The sequence below is a fragment of the Mycolicibacterium holsaticum DSM 44478 = JCM 12374 genome, from assembly GCF_019645835.1.
Taxonomy (GTDB): Bacteria; Actinomycetota; Actinomycetes; order Mycobacteriales; family Mycobacteriaceae; genus Mycobacterium; species Mycobacterium holsaticum.
On the sequence record NZ_CP080998.1, the window covers coordinates 3,736,618 to 3,754,046 of the forward strand.

Below are 17,429 nucleotides of genomic sequence, written 5' to 3' on the forward strand. Positions count from 1 at the left end.
ACCTTAGGACAGCAGCTTCCGCAATACGGCCGCCTGGCTGATATCGAGATCGCGGGACGCGGTCACCAGCACGACCGGTCCTTTGCGCGTCAACGCGCGCAGCTCGTTCAGCGCCGCAGCGGCGTCGCCGGATTCGAGTTCCTTGGCGTAGCGGGTGGCGAACTCGTCGAACCGCTCAACCTTGTGCGAATACCAGCGCCGCAACTCTGTGGAGGGGGCCACCTGCGGGAGCCAGTGGCCGACCCTTGGGTCATCCTTGCGCATGCCGCGCGGCCACAACCGGTCGACCAGGACCCGGGCACCCTCGTCGGGAGCCGGGTCGTCGTACACCCGGGCGAGCTGGATACTTCGGCGCCCACTCATGCGTGGGATGGTAGGACGATGGACATCGATCGGGTCGCGGAACTTCAGCGTTGGCAGGATGCGGGCGCGGTGTGGGAGGTCATATCCCGGCGCGCCGGCGCGATCACGGTGGCGTTGTTGCGCTGCGACGGCGGCGAGGAGGCCGACCGGTTCACCTCCGACGATCCGCGCCTGCTGGATTTCATCGGTGACCGCCGCAGCAGCCAGGAGTGACCCGTGCAAGTCGGCCGCCTCACCTTCGTGCCCGCCGCTGACGCGGCCGAACTCGTCGCCGCGCCGGTCCGCGGGCATCTGCGCGACGGCTTGTGGGTCAGCGCGATCGATCCCGACCTCGCCGACACGGCGGCGTTCTGCGACCACTACGGGGTGGGCCTCGACATGTCGGCGAACTGCGTCGTGGTGGAGGCCCGCCGAGCGGACCGAACGTGGCACGCCGCATGTCTGGTGCTGGCCGACACCCGCGCCGATGTCAACGGCGTGGTGCGCAAACACCTTGGTGCCCGGAAGATTTCGTTCGCCGCCATGGACACCGCGGTGTCGCTGACGGGTATGGAATACGGCGGGATCACGCCCGTCGGTCTACCGCCGGACTGGCCGATCCTGATCGACGACAACGTGATCGGCAAGGACCGGGTCATCATCGGCAGCGGTATCCGTGCCTCAAAACTGTTGGCGGGCACCGATGTGCTGGCCGGGCTGCCGAACAGCGAGGTGTTGTCGATCGTCAAGACCGAGTAGTCCGGGCGCGCACGAGGCCGGCGAAGGCGTCGGCCGCCGCATCCACACCATCGGTGTCGTCGGTGGCCACCAGATCAAGCAGCAGCCCCCGCACCACCGCCAGCCCGAGGCGGATCAGCGCGGGATCCAGCGCGGTTCCCCGGCTCGCGGCGCGGGTCAGCCACGCGTCGACCGCGCCGGGCAGCATCCTGGCGAACGGCTGCTCACCGTGGGTGCCGCGGGCGTAGCACTCGAAGAAGAGCCGCTCGAACGGCCGGAGTTCCGGGCGCCGTAGGTTCGACCACATCGCAGCGATCGCTTGATCCGGCTCCGCCGGTAGGTCATCCAGCAGCGACATCTGGCGCCGCTCGACTTCCTCGACGATCGCCAGCAGCAGGTCTTCGCGGGAGCCGAAGTGGTGCAGCAGCATGCGGTGGCTGGTACCCACGGCATCGGCGATCTCACGAAGCGAACGGTCACCGATGCCGGCCCTCGCAAACTCACCGACCAGTGCGTCGAGCAGCTCGCGGCGCCGCTCGACGTCAGGAGGCCGGGCCATCGAGGCGGTAGAGCTGCTCGCTGCGCGCCTTCAACCCGGCGGCCTCCAGATCCAGGTAGCGCTTGGTCATCCGGCGCATGAGCAGCCCGACCGCAATTCCGGCCGGACCGCGCTGGTCGATCTGCTGACGCACCTGGGTGCGACCGTCGGATATGGGTGTGACGTCGTGGCGGGCCACCGTCAGCCCGCCGGGCGAGCGTTGCTGCCAGCTCCAACTCCTGCCGGGCGATATCTCGGTCACCTCCCACACCAACTTGGGCATGCGTGGTTGGTTGAGCTCGAACCGCCTGCCGAGGGCCAGCTCCGGCCCGTCCAGCGCGACGAGCCGGGTGACGGAGGCCGTCCATTCCGGCCAGCGTTCGACGTCGCTGAACACATCCCAGACCACGCCGGCCGGCGCGTCGATCTCGATGGCACACTGGGTAATCATGTACCAAATGGTACATCCATGGCTGCGGCGGTGGAAGATCCCCGCAGCAAACAGAACCGGCGAAAGTGCGTGCAGAACCGGTCGACCGCCCATACCGTCAGTCCATTGGCCCTCGCTGCAGGATTGACGAAAGGACGCCTTCGTTGACCACGACTGCGAACACCTACGGACGATTCATCGGCCGGGTCGGCGCCTTGGCCGTCGCGCTGGGAATCGGGGTGGCCATCACCAACAGTCCCGGCATCGCCGTCGCCGAGGACGGCACAGCCGACAACGCCGACACCACCAGCGCGTCGGTGTCCGACTCTCCCGGCGGTTTCGACACGACGCCGTCCGAGGACGACGCATCTGTTGAGGACAACGCATCCGTCGACGGCGAGGAGAACGCAACCGTCGAGGAGGACAACGCATCCGTCGACGACGAGGACACAACCGTTGACGAGGACGCAACCGTTGACGAGGACGATCCCGTCGACGAAACCGAGCAGACGCCACCGACCGCGACGCCGCAGGAGCCTGCGGCTGGGGACGGCGACGGCGATGGTGATGGTGAGATCGACGATTACCAGTCAAATTCCGGCAGCGATCGCCTGGCCGACGACGACACCGATCTCGATGCCCTGCAGGTCGAGACGCCGGTCGTCGAGATGTCGGCGCGCACCGTTGAGCAGTTCGACGAGCAGGAACCGTCGACGGCCACCGTGTCCGACGCAACCACCAACACGGACCCGGAGCCGACGGACACCGTCGCGACCGCGGTCACCGACACCGGCACCGCCACCACCGAGCCGGCTCCCCTCAGCGCGCCGACCCCCACCGGCGTCGCCACGGTCGTCTCATCGGTCTTGTCCGCTTTGGGTTTTGGCCCACAGGCCGCCAACGGCACGACGGTTCCCCAGCAACCCGTCGCCATGTGGGCGATGCTGGCGTGGGCGCGACGGGAGATCGGCATCACCAGCACGCCGTCGGTCAACCCAGCCGCCCAAACCGTGACGACGTCGCAGACCCTCGCGGCCACCACCGTCAGCCCGCTGGGCACCCCGCAACAGCTGGCCGCCGAACGGATTGCCCGACAGACCGCCAACTCGCTGCCCGTCGCGATGATGAAAGTCGTACTGCGGCTGGGCTTTCTGTTCGCCGCGCACCGCCAGTACCCCGGCGGAATCGACCAGGGCAGCCTGGCGTCGCTGAACCAGGCCGTCAACGAATACGCCATGGCCGCCGCGTATCAGCAGCAACTGCTCAACCCGCTGACCCCGACGGTGGTCACTCAGGTCGCCCCGCCGCACATCTGGTACGGGCAGAATGCCGCCGGGTCGCGAATCCTCTACGACAACCCCGACACCATCTACCGGTTCATGGCGGTCAGCGCATCGTCGAAGTACGTGATCACCGGCCGCTTCCACGACCTCAGCGAGAACGGTCTGCCGGCCGACACCACGTTCAGCGTGCTGGAAGGGCTGGCGGGCACCACCTCGACGATCCTGACCGCCGACGACCTCGAGATCAACGAAGACGGCACGTTCGTCATCACGGTCAGCACCGAACCTGCCAACGGGCGCAAGAACCATCTGCAGCTCACGCCTGGCTCCACGATCATCGCGGCGCGCGACACGCTGGGCAACTGGAACGAAGAGACCCCGATGAGCCTGTCCATCGAACGGGTCTCCGGCCCGCCCAACAGCCTGTTCGCTCAGATCGGCGGTTTCGTCTTCCTCGGCCCGCAGGTCAGCACCAACCGGTTTCTGACGACGTTGGTGTCGCTGGTGCCGCCGCTGCCGTACATGCCGCCGATCATCCGCGGGGTGTTCACCGGGGTGATCCTGCTGGTGCGCGGCGTCAACGAACAAGCCAAGTACATGGCGCTGGCGAGCACCGATCCCGAAACGGGGCAGCCACGCGAGGCCAACGTGCTTGCCCAGCCGTCCAGCAACGCCGAGTTCCTTGCCAACCAGCTACAGAGCACCGGCCACTATCAACTCGCCGACGACCAAGTGCTGGTGCTCACCATCGATCCCGGCAGCGCGGAGTACTTCATCGTCCCGACGTACAACATCTGGACCATCACCGACGACTACTGGAACCAACAAACCAGCCTCAACAACGAGCAGGCCATCGCCAACGAGGACGGCACCTACACCGTCGTCATCTCCCCGACCGATCCCGGTGCGGCGAACTGGGTCTCGACCGGCGGTTTGCACCAGGGAGCGATCTCGATCCGGTTCCAGGGCCTCGGCCCGAATCCCGACGAGAACCCGCCGCTCATCGTCGATCAGCGCGTCATGACACACGAGGAGCTACGCGACTATCTGCCGCCGGAGGACTTCATCACCGAGCAGCAGCGCGCTGAACAACTCGCCTTGCGCAAGGCCGGCTATGACAGGCGGTGGGCGCCCTACCCTCAGCCCTGACCGCGGTGCGGGGGTTTCATCGGGTGCGGAACAATTGCATCTGAGATGACCGAAATCGAAGACCCGGCGCCCAGGTCGCGTCGTCGCCACGTGCTGCGTCTCGTCGCGGTCGCGGCGTTCCTGTTGGGACTGTTCTATCTGGTCGCGGTGGCCCGGGTCATCGACGTGGAAGCTGTGCGAAACGCCGTCGCGGCCACCGGACCTGCGGCACCGCTGGCCTACGTGGTGGTCTCCGCGGTACTCGGCGCGCTGTTCGTGCCCGGCCCGATCCTGGCCGCGGGCAGCGGGTTGCTGTTCGGACCGGTGCTCGGGGTGTTCGTGACACTCGGGGCGACGGTCGGGACGGCGACCATCGCCAGCCTGATCGGGCGTCGAGCAGGCAGGAACAGCGCCCGGGCCGTGCTGGGCGCCCAACGCGCCGACACGCTTGACCGGCTCATCGAGCGCGGCGGGCTGTGGGCGGTCGTGGGTCAGCGGTTCATCCCCGGTGTCTCGGATGCATTGGCGTCCTACGCATTCGGCGCGTTCGGAGTTCCGTTGTGGCAGATGGCCGTCGGCGCGTTCATCGGGTCGGCGCCGCGCGCGTTCGTATACACGGCGCTGGGCGCGTCGATCTCCGATTTGTCGTCGCCGCTGGCCTACGCGGCGGTCGCCGTCTGGTGCATCACCGCCGTCGCCGGCGCGTTCGCCACCCATCGGGGCTACCGGACCTGGCGCACGCGGGCGAACGTTCCTCACCACCCGAGTTCTGCGCCAGATCTGGAGCGGTAAGGAACGTTCGGCGATATGGGCTGCCCTTGATTGTGAGCTGACTCACATTAGGATGGGCCGCGGGAGGTCAGCCCATGACACGAAAATTTTCACACTCACTCGCCTCCGGCGGCCTGAACTGGGACAGTCTGCCGTTGAAGCTGTTCGCGGGAGGCAACGCCAAGTTCTGGGATCCCGCCGACATCGACTTCTCCCGCGACCGGGCGGACTGGGAGGCGTTGTCGGAACTGGAACGCGATTGGGCCACCCGGTTGTGCGCACAGTTCATCGCAGGCGAGGAAGCGGTCACCCAGGACATCCAGCCGTTCATGGCGGCCATGCGCGCCGAAGGCCGACTCGGCGACGAAATGTACCTGACGCAGTTCGCGTTCGAGGAGGCCAAACACACGCAGGTGTTCAGGATGTGGCTGGACGCCGTCGGGATGACCGGCGACCTGCAGCACTACCTCGATGACCTTCCGTCCTACCGCCAGATGTTCTACGAGGAGCTACCGCAATCGCTCGATACCCTGGCCGCAGATCCGTCGCCGGCCGCTCAAGTCCGGGCATCAGCGACATACAACCACGTCATCGAGGGCATGATGGCGTTGACGGGATACTATGCGTGGCACCGGATTTGCGTGGATCGCGGCATCCTGCCCGGCATGCAGGAGCTGGTTCGGCGCATCGGTGATGACGAGCGTCGCCACATGGCTTGGGGGACGTTCACCTGCCGCCGCCACGTCGCGGCCGACGACGGCAACTGGGCGGTGTTCGAGACGCGGATGAACGAACTGATCCCCTTGGCGCTCAGCAACACCGAAGACGCGTTCGCCCTCTACGACGAGGTTCCGTTCGGCCTGACGATGGACGAGTTCCAGGCGTATGCCGCCGACAAGGGCATGCGCCGGCTCGGCACGATCGGCAGCGCGCGGGGCCGGCCGCTGGCCGACATCGACGTCGACTATTCGCCGGTTCAACTCGAGGACGCCTTCGCCGAGGAAGACCGGGCGGCGCTGGCGACGTCTGCCTAGGGTAGTTCAGCGCTGCCCGGCGGCGGGGCGAGCCGCCAGGTGGCACATGCCGTCGCCAACATCGCGTACGTGCCGACGACGAAGATGAGCTCCATCGCCTGATGGGTGCCGATCTCGTCGACCAGACGGTGCCACGTCGGTGCATCGACCTGCCCGTCGGCGAGCATCTGGTCGGTGGCCTCCAGCACCAACCGGTCCAGACCGTCGAAGCCGTCGTTGCCTCGGGCCACGCGGGCGATGTCTTCCTCCGGTAGACCACCTGCGGTGGCGACGCGGACATGTTCACCCCAGAAGAAGGCCGAGCGGCGAGCATGCGCCAGTCTCAGCACCGCGAGCTCGCGCAGCCGCACCGGAAGTTCACCGCGTTGCAGCAGGAAGGCGTTGTAGCTCAAGAACACCCGCGCCATCTTGGGGTGCTGTGCCAGCACGCCGATGATGTCGAAGTTCAGCGGATCCCTCGGGTGGCCCGAACCTGCCCGCGGCACCTGGTCGCCGGGGATGCCCATCAGTGCGCCGAGCGCGTCGTACTCGTCGTCCCCCCACTGGTCGGCCGTCAACGGGCTCAGCAGGGGTGCATCGGTGTCCTCGGTCATGGTCGCCCTTCGGTGCCATCGAGCCGCGTCAAAGCAGGGGCTCTTCTCCGGCCAGGATGGTGCGGTGCATCAGCCGGCCGCTGTCCTCCGCGTACGGTAGCGCCCGGTGCATGGTGCCGGTGTTGTCCCAGATGAGCAGATCACCGAGCTGCCACCGGTGCCGGTACACGTATTGCGGTTGGGTGGCCCAATCGCGCAGGCGCGCAAGCAATGCGCGGCTTTCCTCGACCGGCATGCCGACGACGTAATCCGCAGTGGCGCCGAGTAGTAGCGATTTGCGACCGGACTGGTGGGTCCACACCAACGGACATACTTTGGTCGGCGACTTCTGCCAGAACGTGACCTCTTCGTAGCTCATCTCCGGGGTGACGTAGTACTGCGACCGCTCGGCGCTGTGCACCACCTGAATGTCGGCGATGGCCTCCTTGTCCGACTGCGGCAGATCGTCGTACGCCGCATAGGTATTGCAGAATTCGGTGTCGCCGCCGGTGTCGGAAAGTTTCACCGCCCGCAGCAGCGTCGCGAGGTTCGGATAGGGCTGCAGGGAACCGTCGAAGTGCCAGAACAGCGAGCCCTTCAGATACTGGGCGCGCTGATTGACGTTCTTGTCCAGCGAGATCTTGTAGATGCCGTCGTCGCCCTCGTTGGCCACGACGCTACCCAGGGTTTTGGCGATGGCGACCTGTTGTTGGTCGCTGATGTCCAGGCCACGGAAGAACACCACACCGCGCTGTTCCAAAACGGCGCGGATGGTGGCGGCTTCCCGGCCGCCCAGCAGCATGTCGACATCGGTTGTGATCTCACTGCCGATTCTCGGGGTGAGGTCGACGACGTCAAGTTGTGTCGAGGTAACGTCCATTTCGATCAACTCACCCGCGTGAGAATCGTGTTCGCCGAATGTTTTACACGTGGCTGCTTCCAAAGCTCGACGGCCAGCGACACCGTGATCAGCGAGTACAGCAGGTTGCGCAGGTTGGCGACGTCCTCGGGCAGCGGCTCGGCGTAATCGAACTTGTCGATGTAGGCGACCGCTTCCTCGGCGCACGGAAACACCTCGTCGTAGAACGCCTGGATCTCCTCCATGGAGCTGTTCACGCGCTTCACATAGCGCTCGTGGCCGTCCTCGATGGCCCACTCGGCCACCAGATGTTCCAATTGCGAAAACTCCGGCGGTAGCAGGGCGCTCATCGGCTGCCGGCCTTCTGAGCTTCGCCCGCCCGCACGTAGTCTTGGACGACGTTGTGGAAGTGGCGGAGCAGGATCTCTTCGTCGTTCATCGTGAAATGCGTGAGCACACCGCTGTTGAGCATCGCCTGCAGGCCCTCCGACGGGCTGGCGTCTTCCAGGATGATGTCGTTGAGGAACGTCACCGTCAACTCCTGCCCGAGTCGCTCTTTGTGAGTCCTCGGTGGCTGGTAATACATCTCGGTTTCGAAGAGGTGCGAGTGCGGCCCGGTCGGCCAGTGCGTGTGCACCGTAAAGCCCGACGCCCCGAAGATCAACACGAAGTTGGGGAAGAACTGGAACGAGTCGAAGCCGTACTTCTCCGAACGGGTGGGGTTCATTCCCGGCGGCATCGGACCGCGGTCGCTCCGTTTGTTCCACGGACCCGCCGCACTGGCTTCGAAGACACACTCGGTGGGTTTGGAGTAGGGCGTTTTCTGGGAGGGCTCACCGGAGAACGAGAACATCCGGTGCGGTCCGCTGAGTTGGTAGGCCAAGGCATCGGTGAACGGATTCGGCTTGTCCAGTGCCTCTTTGGCCTCGGCGGTTAACGTGCCGAACGACGACGCGTGCAGATACGGTCCGTGGTAGCTCTCCGCGAAGCCGTCCAGGAAAATCTTCCAGTTGCACTGCAATTCGGCGGTGAACTTGTACACCTGGTGCGGACCTTCGAACGGATAGCCCTCGATACCGTGCGCCAACTCACCGAGGAAGTCACGCAGCGGCTCGGTGTTGTGCGGGTTGAGGTTGACGAAGATGAAGCCTTCCCATACCTCGCACTGCACCGAGGGCACCCGGCAACTGTCAGCGTCGAAGTCCAGGAGCAGGTCCTTGCGCGTCGCCGCGTGCAGTGAACCGTCCAGCTTGTAGCGCCAGCCGTGAAATCGACAGTACAGCAACGGCGCTCGGCCTTCGACTTCCTTAAATGGGTCGTCCTCCCACAGCATCTTGTTGCCGCGGTGCGGGCAGATGTTGTGAAAGGCGCGGATCACAGGTTGATCGTCGGAGTCCTTGCCCCGTACGACGATGATCGAGGTGTTCAGGAACCTCAGCTCGCGGGTGAAGTAGCTGCCCGACTTCGGGACTCGCTCGACCCGGCCGACATAGAGCCAGGTCTTTCGAAAGATGTGCTCGCGTTCCTTGTCGTAAAAATCTTCGGAGACGCAGTCCTCGAGCGACACCGGTCCGCGGCCGAGGTCGGGGTATGCGTCGGTCCAATGTCCGGTTGCGGGTCTGGTCACCAGGCTGTCGGAACTCATCAGGCCTCCTCAACGCCGACGCTAACAGCCGGTGAATCCGCCCAAATAGATGCAGAAACGCAACAGCTTGTTGCATATTTGGAACAGATGGAACAGAACCTGCCCTTCGACCTCGATGCCTTGCTGGTGTTCGGCAAGGTGGTCGAGAGTAAAAGCCTTTCGAAGGCCGCCGCGCTGCTCGGCATGCCCAAGTCCACCGTCAGCCGCAAGCTCGCCAAGCTCGAATCCGACCTCGGCATCAAGCTGCTGCGTAAGAACACCCGCCAACTCACCGTCACCGACCTCGGCGAACAGATCTACGCCCACGCGGTGAACATCCTCAGCGAAGCCAACCACGTTCGCGCATTGGTGGAGGGCAGCAAGCAGCAACCGCAGGGCGAGTTGAAGGTCGCGATACCGGTCTTCGTCGGCATCGACTACGCCTCGCGGGTGGGGGCGACGTTTCTGCGCCGCCATCCTCACTCGCGGTTGGACATCCGGTTGGTGGACAACATGGTCGACCCCGTCCGCGACGGCTTCGACGTGGTTTTCGGCACCGGCCCGCTGCAGGATTCGACGCTCATCGCGCGAAAGGTGTTCAGCCTCGAGCTGTTTCTGTGCGCATCACCGGATTTCCTACGCCGGCTTGCCGAGCCGGTCACCGAGCCCGTCCAGCTGAACGACTTGCCGTTCATCGACTTCGGCTTTGCCGGTCAGCGCAAACTGACGGTGGCCAGAAACAAGCGTCGGCACGAACTGACCCCGCCGGTGCGGGCGCGCGCCAACAACTTTCAGGTGTGCAAGCAGTACATCCTGGAGGGACTGGGGATCGGCGCCATGCCCACGCAGATCATCTGTACCGACGAACTGCGCGAGGGCGCCCTCGTGCCCGTCCTGCCGCAGTGGACACCGCAACCGCTGGACGTGCACATGATCTACCCGTTCGAGCTGTCGTTCTCCGCGCTGATCAGTGCGTTCTACGAGGCCGCCTGCGAGATCATCACCGAGAACATTGCGCGCGCGTAGCCATCCCGCCGGGGCCCGCCGCATTCCGATGCCAGCGGCACCGTAATATTGCACGATGTTTATCAGCGTCACCGGCGGAACCGGATACGTGGGCGCCCACTGCGTACGCACCCTGCTCGCCGACGGCCACCGGGTGCGCCTGCTGGTCGCCCCTCACGACGAAGGCGCACCGGTGCTTGCGCGGTTCGCCGAACTGCGTGAGCTCGAACTGCTCACCGGCGACGTCCGGGATCCGCGCACGATCGACGCCTTGCTCGACGGCTGCGATGCGGTGCTGCACGGCGCCGGTGTGGTGGGCACGGACAGCCGTCGTAGCGCGTTGATGTGGGAGGTCAACGCCTACGCCACCGAAGCGGTGCTGACCCGCGCGGTCGACGCCGGCCTCGATCCGGTGGTGTCGATCAGCAGCTACAGCGCGCTGTTCCCCCCGCCCGACGGCATCATCGGTCCGGATACCCCGACCACGCCCGGGCGCAGCGACTACGCCCGCACCAAGGGCTACGCCGACCGTGTAGCACGACGACTGCAGGACCAGGGCGCACCTGTCGTGGTCACCTACCCCTCGAGCGTGGTCGGCCCGGCGTTTCACACCGCACCGGGTGTCACCGAGCGCGGGTGGGCACCGATCACCCGGTTCGGCGTCGCGCCCAAGTTGCGCGGGGGCATGCAGATGATCGATGTTCGCGACGTCGCCGACGTGCACGCGGCGATCATGGCGCCCGGCCGCGGACCTCGGCGCTATGTCTGCGGCGGGATCCTCGTCCCGTTCAACGACATGATCACTGCGCTCGAGCAGGGCGCCGGTCGGCGGATCACCCGTATACCGTTGAGCGGCGGGATGTTTCGCGCAGGAAGCCGGATCGCCGAGGCGATGTCGGGGATCGTTCCGATGGGTGACGGCTTGAGCTACGAAGCCGCGCTGCTGCTCACCGCCGCGACGCCGACCGACGACTCGGCCACGATCCGCGATTTCGGTCTGACGTGGCGTTCACCCGTCGAGGCGATGATCGCGTCGTTCGGCCGACACCGCGTCGGTGAGGATGCCCGCAATACGGGCGTGTAGTTCGTCGGTGTCGTCCTCGACGGCGACGGTGGTGAGGAAAAGGGCCGCGCCGGCGGCCATCGCCATCACCGCACGAGCGTCGCGTTCGTCCTGACGGTCGCCGTCGGTGAACAGGGCGACGGCCGGTCCGCTGAAGTTCTCCCACAACTGCCTGCGCAAGTCCTCGTTCTGCGACATCGCGAGCAACAGGCCGGGCGCCGCGGCCCTCACCTCGGGCCGGGCGAACAGCTCACGGCTGCCGCGTACCACCCAGTCGACCCAGCCCAGCCGGTCGGTTCCTGCGAAGGGCGCCAAGTCCGGCGTCGCCCCCAGGATCGCGTGCAACACCAGTTCAGCCTTCGACGACCAGCGGCGGTCCAGGCTGGATCGGCTGACCCCGGTGCGTGCGGCGATCTGGCGCAGGCTCAGGTCGTCCCATCCGCTTTCCACCAGCAGGTCGCGGGTGACGGCGAAGACCCGCTGCTCGATCGACGCGTCGCGCGGACGTCCTGCTGGCCTCGTCACGTCAGCAATTGAACCCCACCAGCACAAACCGCCGCCGACGCGCCGTCCGACATTCGCAAATAGGCTTTTGGCCGGGTCCTGGACTCACTAGCATGGCAATCGCGACTCCTCGCACCCTTGTCTAAGGAGGTCCTTTTGACCGCCGAAGCGCCCGCAGTTGGACAACTCGAGGCCCGACGCCCGTTTCCGGCGCGGATGGGGCCCAGAGGCAACCTGATCTACAAGCTGATCACGACCACCGACCACAAGCTGATCGGCATCATGTATGTCGTCACCTGCTTCGCCTTCTTCTTCATCGGCGGGCTGATGGCGCTGCTGATGCGCGCTGAGCTCACGGCCACTGGTCTGCAGTTCCTGTCCAACGAGCAGTACAACCAGTTGTTCACCATGCACGGCACGGTGATGCTGCTGTTCTATGCGACCCCGGTCGTGTTCGGCTTCGCCAACCTGGTGCTGCCGCTGCAGATCGGCGCGCCCGACGTGGCGTTCCCGCGGCTCAACGCCTTCTCGTTCTGGCTGTTCCTGTTCGGCGGGATGATCACGCTTTCGGGGTTCATCACCCCCGGCGGTGCCGCCGACTTCGGCTGGACCGGCTATGCGCCCTTGAGCGACGCCATCCACTCGCCGGGCGCCGGCGGTGACCTGTGGATCCTGGGCCTCGCGGTGGCCGGTCTGGGCACCATCCTGGGCGGGGTCAACATGATCACCACGGTGGTGTGCATGCGCGCCCCGGGCATGACCATGTTCCGGATGCCGATCTTTACCTGGAACATCATGGTCACGTCGATCCTGGTGCTGCTGGTGTTCCCGATTCTGACCGCTGCGCTGTTCGGCCTGGCCGCCGATCGCCAACTCGGCGCGCACATCTATGACCCCGCCAACGGGGGTGTGCTGCTCTGGCAGCACCTGTTCTGGTATTTCGGCCACCCCGAGGTGTACATCGTGGCGTTGCCGTTCTTCGGCATCGTCACCGAGATCGTGCCGGTCTTCAGCCGCAAACCGGTGTTCGCGTACACCACCTTCGTGTACGCGACGATCGGTATCGCCGCACTGTCGATGGTGGTGTGGGCGCACCACATGTTCGCGACGGGTGCCGTACTTCTACCTTTCTTTGCGTTCACCACGTATCTCATCGCGGTCCCGACCGGCATCAAGTTCGTCAACTGGATCGGCACGATGTGGCGCGGCCAGTTGACGTTTGAGACGCCGATGCTGTTCTCGATCGGCTTCCTGCTGACCTTCGTGCTCGGCGGTGTCACGGGCGTGATCCTGGCCAGCCCGCCGATGGACTTCCATGTTCACGACTCGTATTTCGTGGTGGCGCACTTCCACTACGTGCTGTTCGGCACCATCGTGTTCGCCACCTACGCCGGCATCTACTTCTGGTTCCCCAAGATGACCGGACGAATGCTCGACGAACGACTTGGCAAGCTGCACTTCTGGTTGACGTTCATCGGCTTCCACACCACGTTCCTGGTGCAGCACTGGCTCGGCGACGAGGGCATGCCGCGCCGCTACGCCGACTACCTGCCCACCGACGGGTTCACCACGCTCAACGTGGTGTCGTCGATCGGCGCGTTCATCCTGGGTGTGTCGGTAATTCCGTTCACCTGGAACGTGTTCAAGAGCTGGCGCTACGGCGAACCGGTGCTCGTGGACGATCCGTGGGGCTACGGCAACTCGCTGGAGTGGGCCACCTCCTGCCCGCCCCCGCGGCACAACTTCACCGAGCTGCCCCGGATCCGTTCGGAACGCCCGGCGTTCGAGCTGCACTACCCGCACATGGTCGCCCGGATGCGCGCCGAATCGCACGTCGGCAGACATGCCACCGCCGACGATTCGGCGGGCGGCTCCAGCGCGCACGCTGAAGCCGACCGCAGCAGCTGACCGTCTCGGCTACGTCGCGTCGGCCGTCAGTTCCGTCGCGGCGTGCATGCCGTACGGCACCGCCTTGAGCAACGTGACGGTGGCGGTGGCTCCGCTGGGCAGGGTGTAGGTCCGCTGCTCACCCGGGCGTGCACCGATGATGGCCGAACCCAGCGGCGATTGCACCGAGTAGACCTCGATTTCGGCGTGCTCGGCGCCGCGCACACCGAGCAGGAAGGTCTCGGTGTCCTCGTCATCGTCGAAACGCACCGTCACGACCATCCCGGGTTCTGCGATCCCGTCGTTGGGCGGATCCTCACCGACCACGGCGTTGACCAGCAAGTCATGGATCTGCTGGATCCGCGCGCGGCGCGCGCGCTGGACCGCGGCGGTGTTCTCGTCGCTACCCTCCTCGTCGGCGACTTCGTCGCACAGCTCCTGCAGGGTCGCCAACTCCTCCTGAAGCCGTTCGTGTGCCTTAGGGGTGATCCAAACCGTTTGGGAAGATGTCATTTTCGTCCTTTCAACAGTGGTAGAGATTGATGGGTTGTCGTCAAGGTCGGAGTCGGCGCTGTCCGCCGGTTCCGTGACGACATGACCGTCCGTGATGGACGAAGGTCGTCGGATTGCGCCCGGCTACCTGCCGGTTCGACGCAGCGGATCGAACTCGCGTAGGGCTTCGGGTTGCTTGCCGGTCGTGATGTGTTCGGCGAGCAGTCGGCCGGTTACCGGGCCGTGCGCCAGACCCCACATCCCGTGGCCACCCGCAACGTACACGCCGCGCGACACCTCACCGATCAGCGGTCTGCCGTCGGGAGTCACCGGACGCGGCCCGACCCAGACGTCGCTGCGTTCGGCCCAGCGCACACCCTCCAGCAAAGGGCTCGCCGAGGCGACGATCGCATCGACTCGCTCGTCGACCACCGCGTCCTGTGGATCACGGAACTCCATCGTGCCCGAGACGCGCAGCGCGCCCTGGTAGGGCGTGCATGCCACCCGCGCATCCGGCAGGTAGATCGGCCCGACCAGCGGCCGGTCGACAGGCACGGTGAACGAGTAGCCACGGCCGGCCTGGACGGGCACGCGCAACCGCCTCACGAGCCGCGACATCCAGGCGCCCGTGGCGCTCACCGCCGCATCGGCAGTGAGCACGTCGCCGCCGGCTGTGGCCACCTTGACGCCGCCCGCCGAACTGTCAACGTCGACAACATCATTCGTGTGTATCGCGGCGCCCCGCTCCACGACGGCGCGACCGAGTGCGTGGACAAACCTGCCCGGGTCGACGAAACGCTGATGGTTGATGCTCAGCCCGGCAGTGATCACCGGGGATACCAGCGGCACCTGCTCGCGCAGCGCCTCCCCCGACAGGCCGGTGACGTTTAGTTCCTGCCCGGCCTTTTCAAGCTCGCGCATTTCCGCGAGCATGTGTTCTGCGGCGTCAGTGCTGCGGAACACCGCGGTGATCGGCGCATCGGTCACCGGGGCGTCGACCCCGTTGGCCACCAGCACGTCGAACGCCTCGATGGCCTCCTCGTTGAGGGGGACGTTCGCGCGCACCGCGCGCCGCCAGGTCGATCTGCGACAGCTTGCGGCGAACTGTAACAAGAATGCCGCGAGTTCACGGTCGGCCTTCAGCGGGATGTGCAGCGGGGCCGCCTTGTCCAGCAGCGACCGCAGTCCATAGCGCAGCACCGACGGCGAGTTCAGCGGCAGCGTCAACGCGGGAGCGACCCATCCGGCGTTGCCCCAGGAGGCACCCGCGGCGACACCGCTGCGGTCCACGACGGTGACCTCGACACCACGCTCCTGGAGGAACCACGCAGTCGACAGCCCGACGATGCCCGCACCGACGACGATCGCCGACCGGGGCCCGCCGTCAAACCGGTCGACGCCGCCCATCATTACCTCCACTGCCGAGAAAACTCGCTCGCAGTTTCCATGGTCCCGTCGGCGGTGAGCAGGCCGTTGCCCGGAACGAACAACGCGGCGCTGACAGGTTGTGGTGATCCGACAACGACTGCCTGTTCGCCTCACCAGGGCAGATCGCGTCCTTACTCGTCGCCGAGCCGGTCGGGGTCCGCGCTGAGCGGCAGGTTTCGCTGGTGCACGTCGGTGGCGGCGAGTTCGATCATCATCGCCAGCCGCTTGCCTGCGTCGTCGAGTTGCAGATCGGTGATCTCGCCCATCTTGCGCAGCCGGTATCGCACGGTGTTCTCGTGCACCCCCAGTCGACGACCGGCTTCGACGGGATCACCAAGGCCCTCCAACCAGGCCCGCAACGTCGCCACATATCCGGTGGCGTGCGCCTCGTCGTGCCTGCGCAGTTCGGCGACGGGGCCGCGGTCGGGGGAACGTCCCGCGCTGGCCGCCGTGCGTAGCCGCTGCAGCAGGATCTCGTCCCACGATTCGTCGTAGGCCGGCGGCGCCGAGTCGGCCGCGCAGGTCTGGTGCAGGGCCAGACACTCGTCGGCCTCTTGGCGCGCCGCGGGCAACTCGGCCAGTTGCGCGGGCTTGCTGATGCCCGCCGACAGCGTGACCCGTTCGGGCAACGCCGCACGCAGACCGGCGATCCAGCGCCGGGCGGTTTCGAGATCCTCGCCGGGCAGGATGGTGTAGACGGTGTTGCCCGCCAGTGCGCTGCGGCCCGGGCGGGACCAGCCGAACCCGGTGGTGGCGCGGTCGAACGCCAGCAGCAGCGCGGCGTCTCGATCGGCGCCGATCGTCGCCTGGATCGCGATCACCCGCAGCGGGCCCGGTGAGAGTCCCAGCCTGCTGACCGACGACGTGGTGTCGGCGCCGCCCTCGAGCAGCCGGATCACCAGTTCGGACTCGACCTGCCGTTCGAGGTCGGCGCTGGCTCGCGACCGCAGCAGATGCAAGGCCACCGTGCGGGCACCGTCGACCAGAGCCGCGCGTGCCTGACCTTTCAGCGGTGCCGGACAGGCGACCCAGACCGAACCGAGAAGTTCTCGCCCCGACCGCACCGCCACCACCATGCGGCCGGTCAAACCATGCTCTGGGTGCGCCCCGATGTACAACGGTTCGTCGGAGGCCGCCAGATGGGTGTAAACGCCGTGGGCCCTGAAGAATTCACTCAGCCCGTCCGGCGCTTGCCGGTCCATGATGGTCGCGGTCCGCGCGGGGTCGGCGTTCTGCTGCTTTCTGGAGTAGGCCAGTACCCGCGACAGCTGATCCTCGATGACCACCGCGCCGCCGGTGGTCTCCGCGAGGCTGTCGGCCAGTGCGAACAGATCCGTTGGCCCGCGCCCTGATTCGGTTTCCCGGCCCTCCAACACCAGTCCATAGACCACCGCCGCCAACTCGCTCCAGGACACCGTCGGGTCGACCACCATGACCCCGACACCCTCGGCCATTCCCGAGAACGTGGCATCGTCGTCGCCACTGCGCAGCAGCACCACCACTGCCCTTGCCGAAACCGCCCACCGCACAGCTTCTTTCACCGAGCGCGCACCGATGGCCAGCAGCACATCCCCCACGACGGTGCGGCCGCCGGCGATCTCGTGCATCACCACGCTGCCCAACTCCGTGGACCGCGGCACCGGACAGAAGCGCAAGCGAACTCCGTAGCTGCCCAGCACATTCACCAGCCGGTCTAGCGTGACCACCCGTTCTCCTTACGCCCAGCCGGTC

At 66.2% G+C, this 17,429-nt stretch carries 19 protein-coding genes; 8 read left to right on the forward strand and 11 right to left on the reverse strand.

Annotated features, from left to right (window positions below):
- Positions 1 to 3 precede the first annotated feature (3 nt).
- Positions 4 to 363 carry a DUF488 domain-containing protein gene (locus K3U96_RS18140; protein WP_069406676.1) on the reverse strand — a complete coding sequence of 120 codons (360 nt, stop codon included), beginning with the start codon at positions 361 to 363 and terminating at the stop codon, positions 4 to 6.
- 18 nt (positions 364 to 381) lie between these two features.
- Here K3U96_RS18140 and K3U96_RS18145 point away from each other — a divergent pair, with 18 nt between their 5' ends.
- Positions 382 to 576 (forward strand): hypothetical protein, encoded by a 195-nt coding sequence (locus K3U96_RS18145; protein ID WP_069406677.1) that lies wholly within the window; start codon positions 382 to 384, stop codon positions 574 to 576.
- Positions 577 to 579: 3 nt separating this feature from the next.
- The gene (locus tag K3U96_RS18150; RefSeq protein ID WP_220690635.1) at positions 580 to 1,101 is read left to right on the forward strand and encodes a YbaK/EbsC family protein; all 522 of its coding nucleotides are present in this window, start codon (positions 580 to 582) and stop codon (positions 1,099 to 1,101) included.
- Here K3U96_RS18150 and K3U96_RS18155 read toward each other — a convergent pair.
- Positions 1,088 to 1,639: a TetR family transcriptional regulator gene (locus K3U96_RS18155; protein WP_220690636.1), complete on the reverse strand. Its 552-nt coding sequence runs from the start codon at positions 1,637 to 1,639 to the stop codon at positions 1,088 to 1,090. The two genes, K3U96_RS18150 and K3U96_RS18155, sit on opposite strands and share 14 nt — an antisense overlap.
- Positions 1,623 to 2,069 (reverse strand): SRPBCC family protein, encoded by a 447-nt coding sequence (locus K3U96_RS18160; protein WP_069406689.1) that lies wholly within the window; start codon positions 2,067 to 2,069, stop codon positions 1,623 to 1,625. The genes K3U96_RS18155 and K3U96_RS18160 overlap by 17 nt, the downstream gene beginning before the upstream one ends.
- 143 nt (positions 2,070 to 2,212) lie before the next feature.
- Between K3U96_RS18160 and K3U96_RS18165 the strand changes: the two genes are divergently transcribed.
- From K3U96_RS18165 to K3U96_RS18175, 3 genes are all read left to right on the forward strand, one after another.
- Complete coding sequence (locus K3U96_RS18165) at positions 2,213 to 4,480, forward strand: DUF1214 domain-containing protein (RefSeq protein WP_220690637.1); 2,268 nt, start codon at positions 2,213 to 2,215, stop codon at positions 4,478 to 4,480.
- Between the two features lie 45 nt (positions 4,481 to 4,525).
- A complete protein-coding gene (locus K3U96_RS18170; RefSeq protein ID WP_220690638.1) occupies positions 4,526 to 5,251 on the forward strand; it encodes a TVP38/TMEM64 family protein in 726 nt (241 codons plus the stop codon).
- Positions 5,252 to 5,325: 74 nt separating this feature from the next.
- On the forward strand, positions 5,326 to 6,264 hold the full coding sequence (locus tag K3U96_RS18175; RefSeq protein WP_069408049.1) for a R2-like ligand-binding oxidase: 939 nt from the start codon (positions 5,326 to 5,328) through the stop codon (positions 6,262 to 6,264).
- On the opposite strand, the gene K3U96_RS18180 is transcribed toward K3U96_RS18175, so the two are convergent.
- The 4 genes from K3U96_RS18180 to K3U96_RS18195 are packed head-to-tail and all read right to left on the reverse strand — an operon-like array spanning position 6,261 to position 9,340.
- Positions 6,261 to 6,857, reverse strand: coding sequence for a carboxymuconolactone decarboxylase family protein (locus K3U96_RS18180; protein WP_220690639.1), 597 nt, complete (start codon positions 6,855 to 6,857; stop codon positions 6,261 to 6,263). The genes K3U96_RS18175 and K3U96_RS18180 overlap by 4 nt on opposite strands.
- A 28-nt stretch (positions 6,858 to 6,885) precedes the next feature.
- Positions 6,886 to 7,716 (reverse strand): TauD/TfdA dioxygenase family protein, encoded by an 831-nt coding sequence (locus tag K3U96_RS18185; protein WP_220690640.1) that lies wholly within the window; start codon positions 7,714 to 7,716, stop codon positions 6,886 to 6,888.
- A gap of 5 nt (positions 7,717 to 7,721) precedes the next feature.
- Positions 7,722 to 8,045: a hypothetical protein gene (locus K3U96_RS18190; RefSeq protein WP_220690641.1), complete on the reverse strand. Its 324-nt coding sequence runs from the start codon at positions 8,043 to 8,045 to the stop codon at positions 7,722 to 7,724.
- Positions 8,042 to 9,340, reverse strand: coding sequence for an aromatic ring-hydroxylating oxygenase subunit alpha (locus K3U96_RS18195; RefSeq protein WP_220690642.1), 1,299 nt, complete (start codon positions 9,338 to 9,340; stop codon positions 8,042 to 8,044). The genes K3U96_RS18190 and K3U96_RS18195 overlap by 4 nt, the downstream gene beginning before the upstream one ends.
- A gap of 87 nt (positions 9,341 to 9,427) precedes the next feature.
- Between K3U96_RS18195 and K3U96_RS18200 the strand changes: the two genes are divergently transcribed.
- Together K3U96_RS18200 and K3U96_RS18205 are read left to right on the forward strand one after the other, a co-directional pair.
- Entirely contained in the window at positions 9,428 to 10,345 is a 918-nt protein-coding gene (locus K3U96_RS18200; RefSeq protein WP_220690643.1) for a LysR family transcriptional regulator, read from the forward strand.
- A gap of 55 nt (positions 10,346 to 10,400) precedes the next feature.
- On the forward strand, positions 10,401 to 11,408 hold the full coding sequence (locus K3U96_RS18205) for an NAD-dependent epimerase/dehydratase family protein (protein WP_220690644.1): 1,008 nt from the start codon (positions 10,401 to 10,403) through the stop codon (positions 11,406 to 11,408).
- Here the strand turns inward: K3U96_RS18205 and K3U96_RS18210 are convergent.
- Positions 11,334 to 11,912: a TetR/AcrR family transcriptional regulator gene (locus tag K3U96_RS18210; RefSeq protein WP_372514940.1), complete on the reverse strand. Its 579-nt coding sequence runs from the start codon at positions 11,910 to 11,912 to the stop codon at positions 11,334 to 11,336. The two genes, K3U96_RS18205 and K3U96_RS18210, sit on opposite strands and share 75 nt — an antisense overlap.
- Positions 11,913 to 12,047: 135 nt before the next feature.
- On the opposite strand from K3U96_RS18210, the gene ctaD reads away from it, so the two are divergent.
- Positions 12,048 to 13,799, forward strand: a complete 1,752-nt coding sequence (ctaD, locus tag K3U96_RS18215) for an aa3-type cytochrome oxidase subunit I (RefSeq protein ID WP_220690645.1) — start codon at positions 12,048 to 12,050, stop codon at positions 13,797 to 13,799.
- 9 nt (positions 13,800 to 13,808) lie between these two features.
- On the opposite strand, the gene K3U96_RS18220 is transcribed toward ctaD, so the two are convergent.
- From K3U96_RS18220 to K3U96_RS18230, 3 genes are all read right to left on the reverse strand, one after another.
- The gene (locus K3U96_RS18220; protein WP_220690646.1) at positions 13,809 to 14,291 is read right to left on the reverse strand and encodes a GreA/GreB family elongation factor; all 483 of its coding nucleotides are present in this window, start codon (positions 14,289 to 14,291) and stop codon (positions 13,809 to 13,811) included.
- A gap of 123 nt (positions 14,292 to 14,414) precedes the next feature.
- A complete protein-coding gene (locus K3U96_RS18225; RefSeq protein WP_220690647.1) occupies positions 14,415 to 15,677 on the reverse strand; it encodes an NAD(P)/FAD-dependent oxidoreductase in 1,263 nt (420 codons plus the stop codon).
- Positions 15,678 to 15,829: 152 nt separating this feature from the next.
- Positions 15,830 to 17,404: a PucR family transcriptional regulator gene (locus tag K3U96_RS18230; protein WP_220690648.1), complete on the reverse strand. Its 1,575-nt coding sequence runs from the start codon at positions 17,402 to 17,404 to the stop codon at positions 15,830 to 15,832.
- Positions 17,405 to 17,429: the final 25 nt, after the last annotated feature.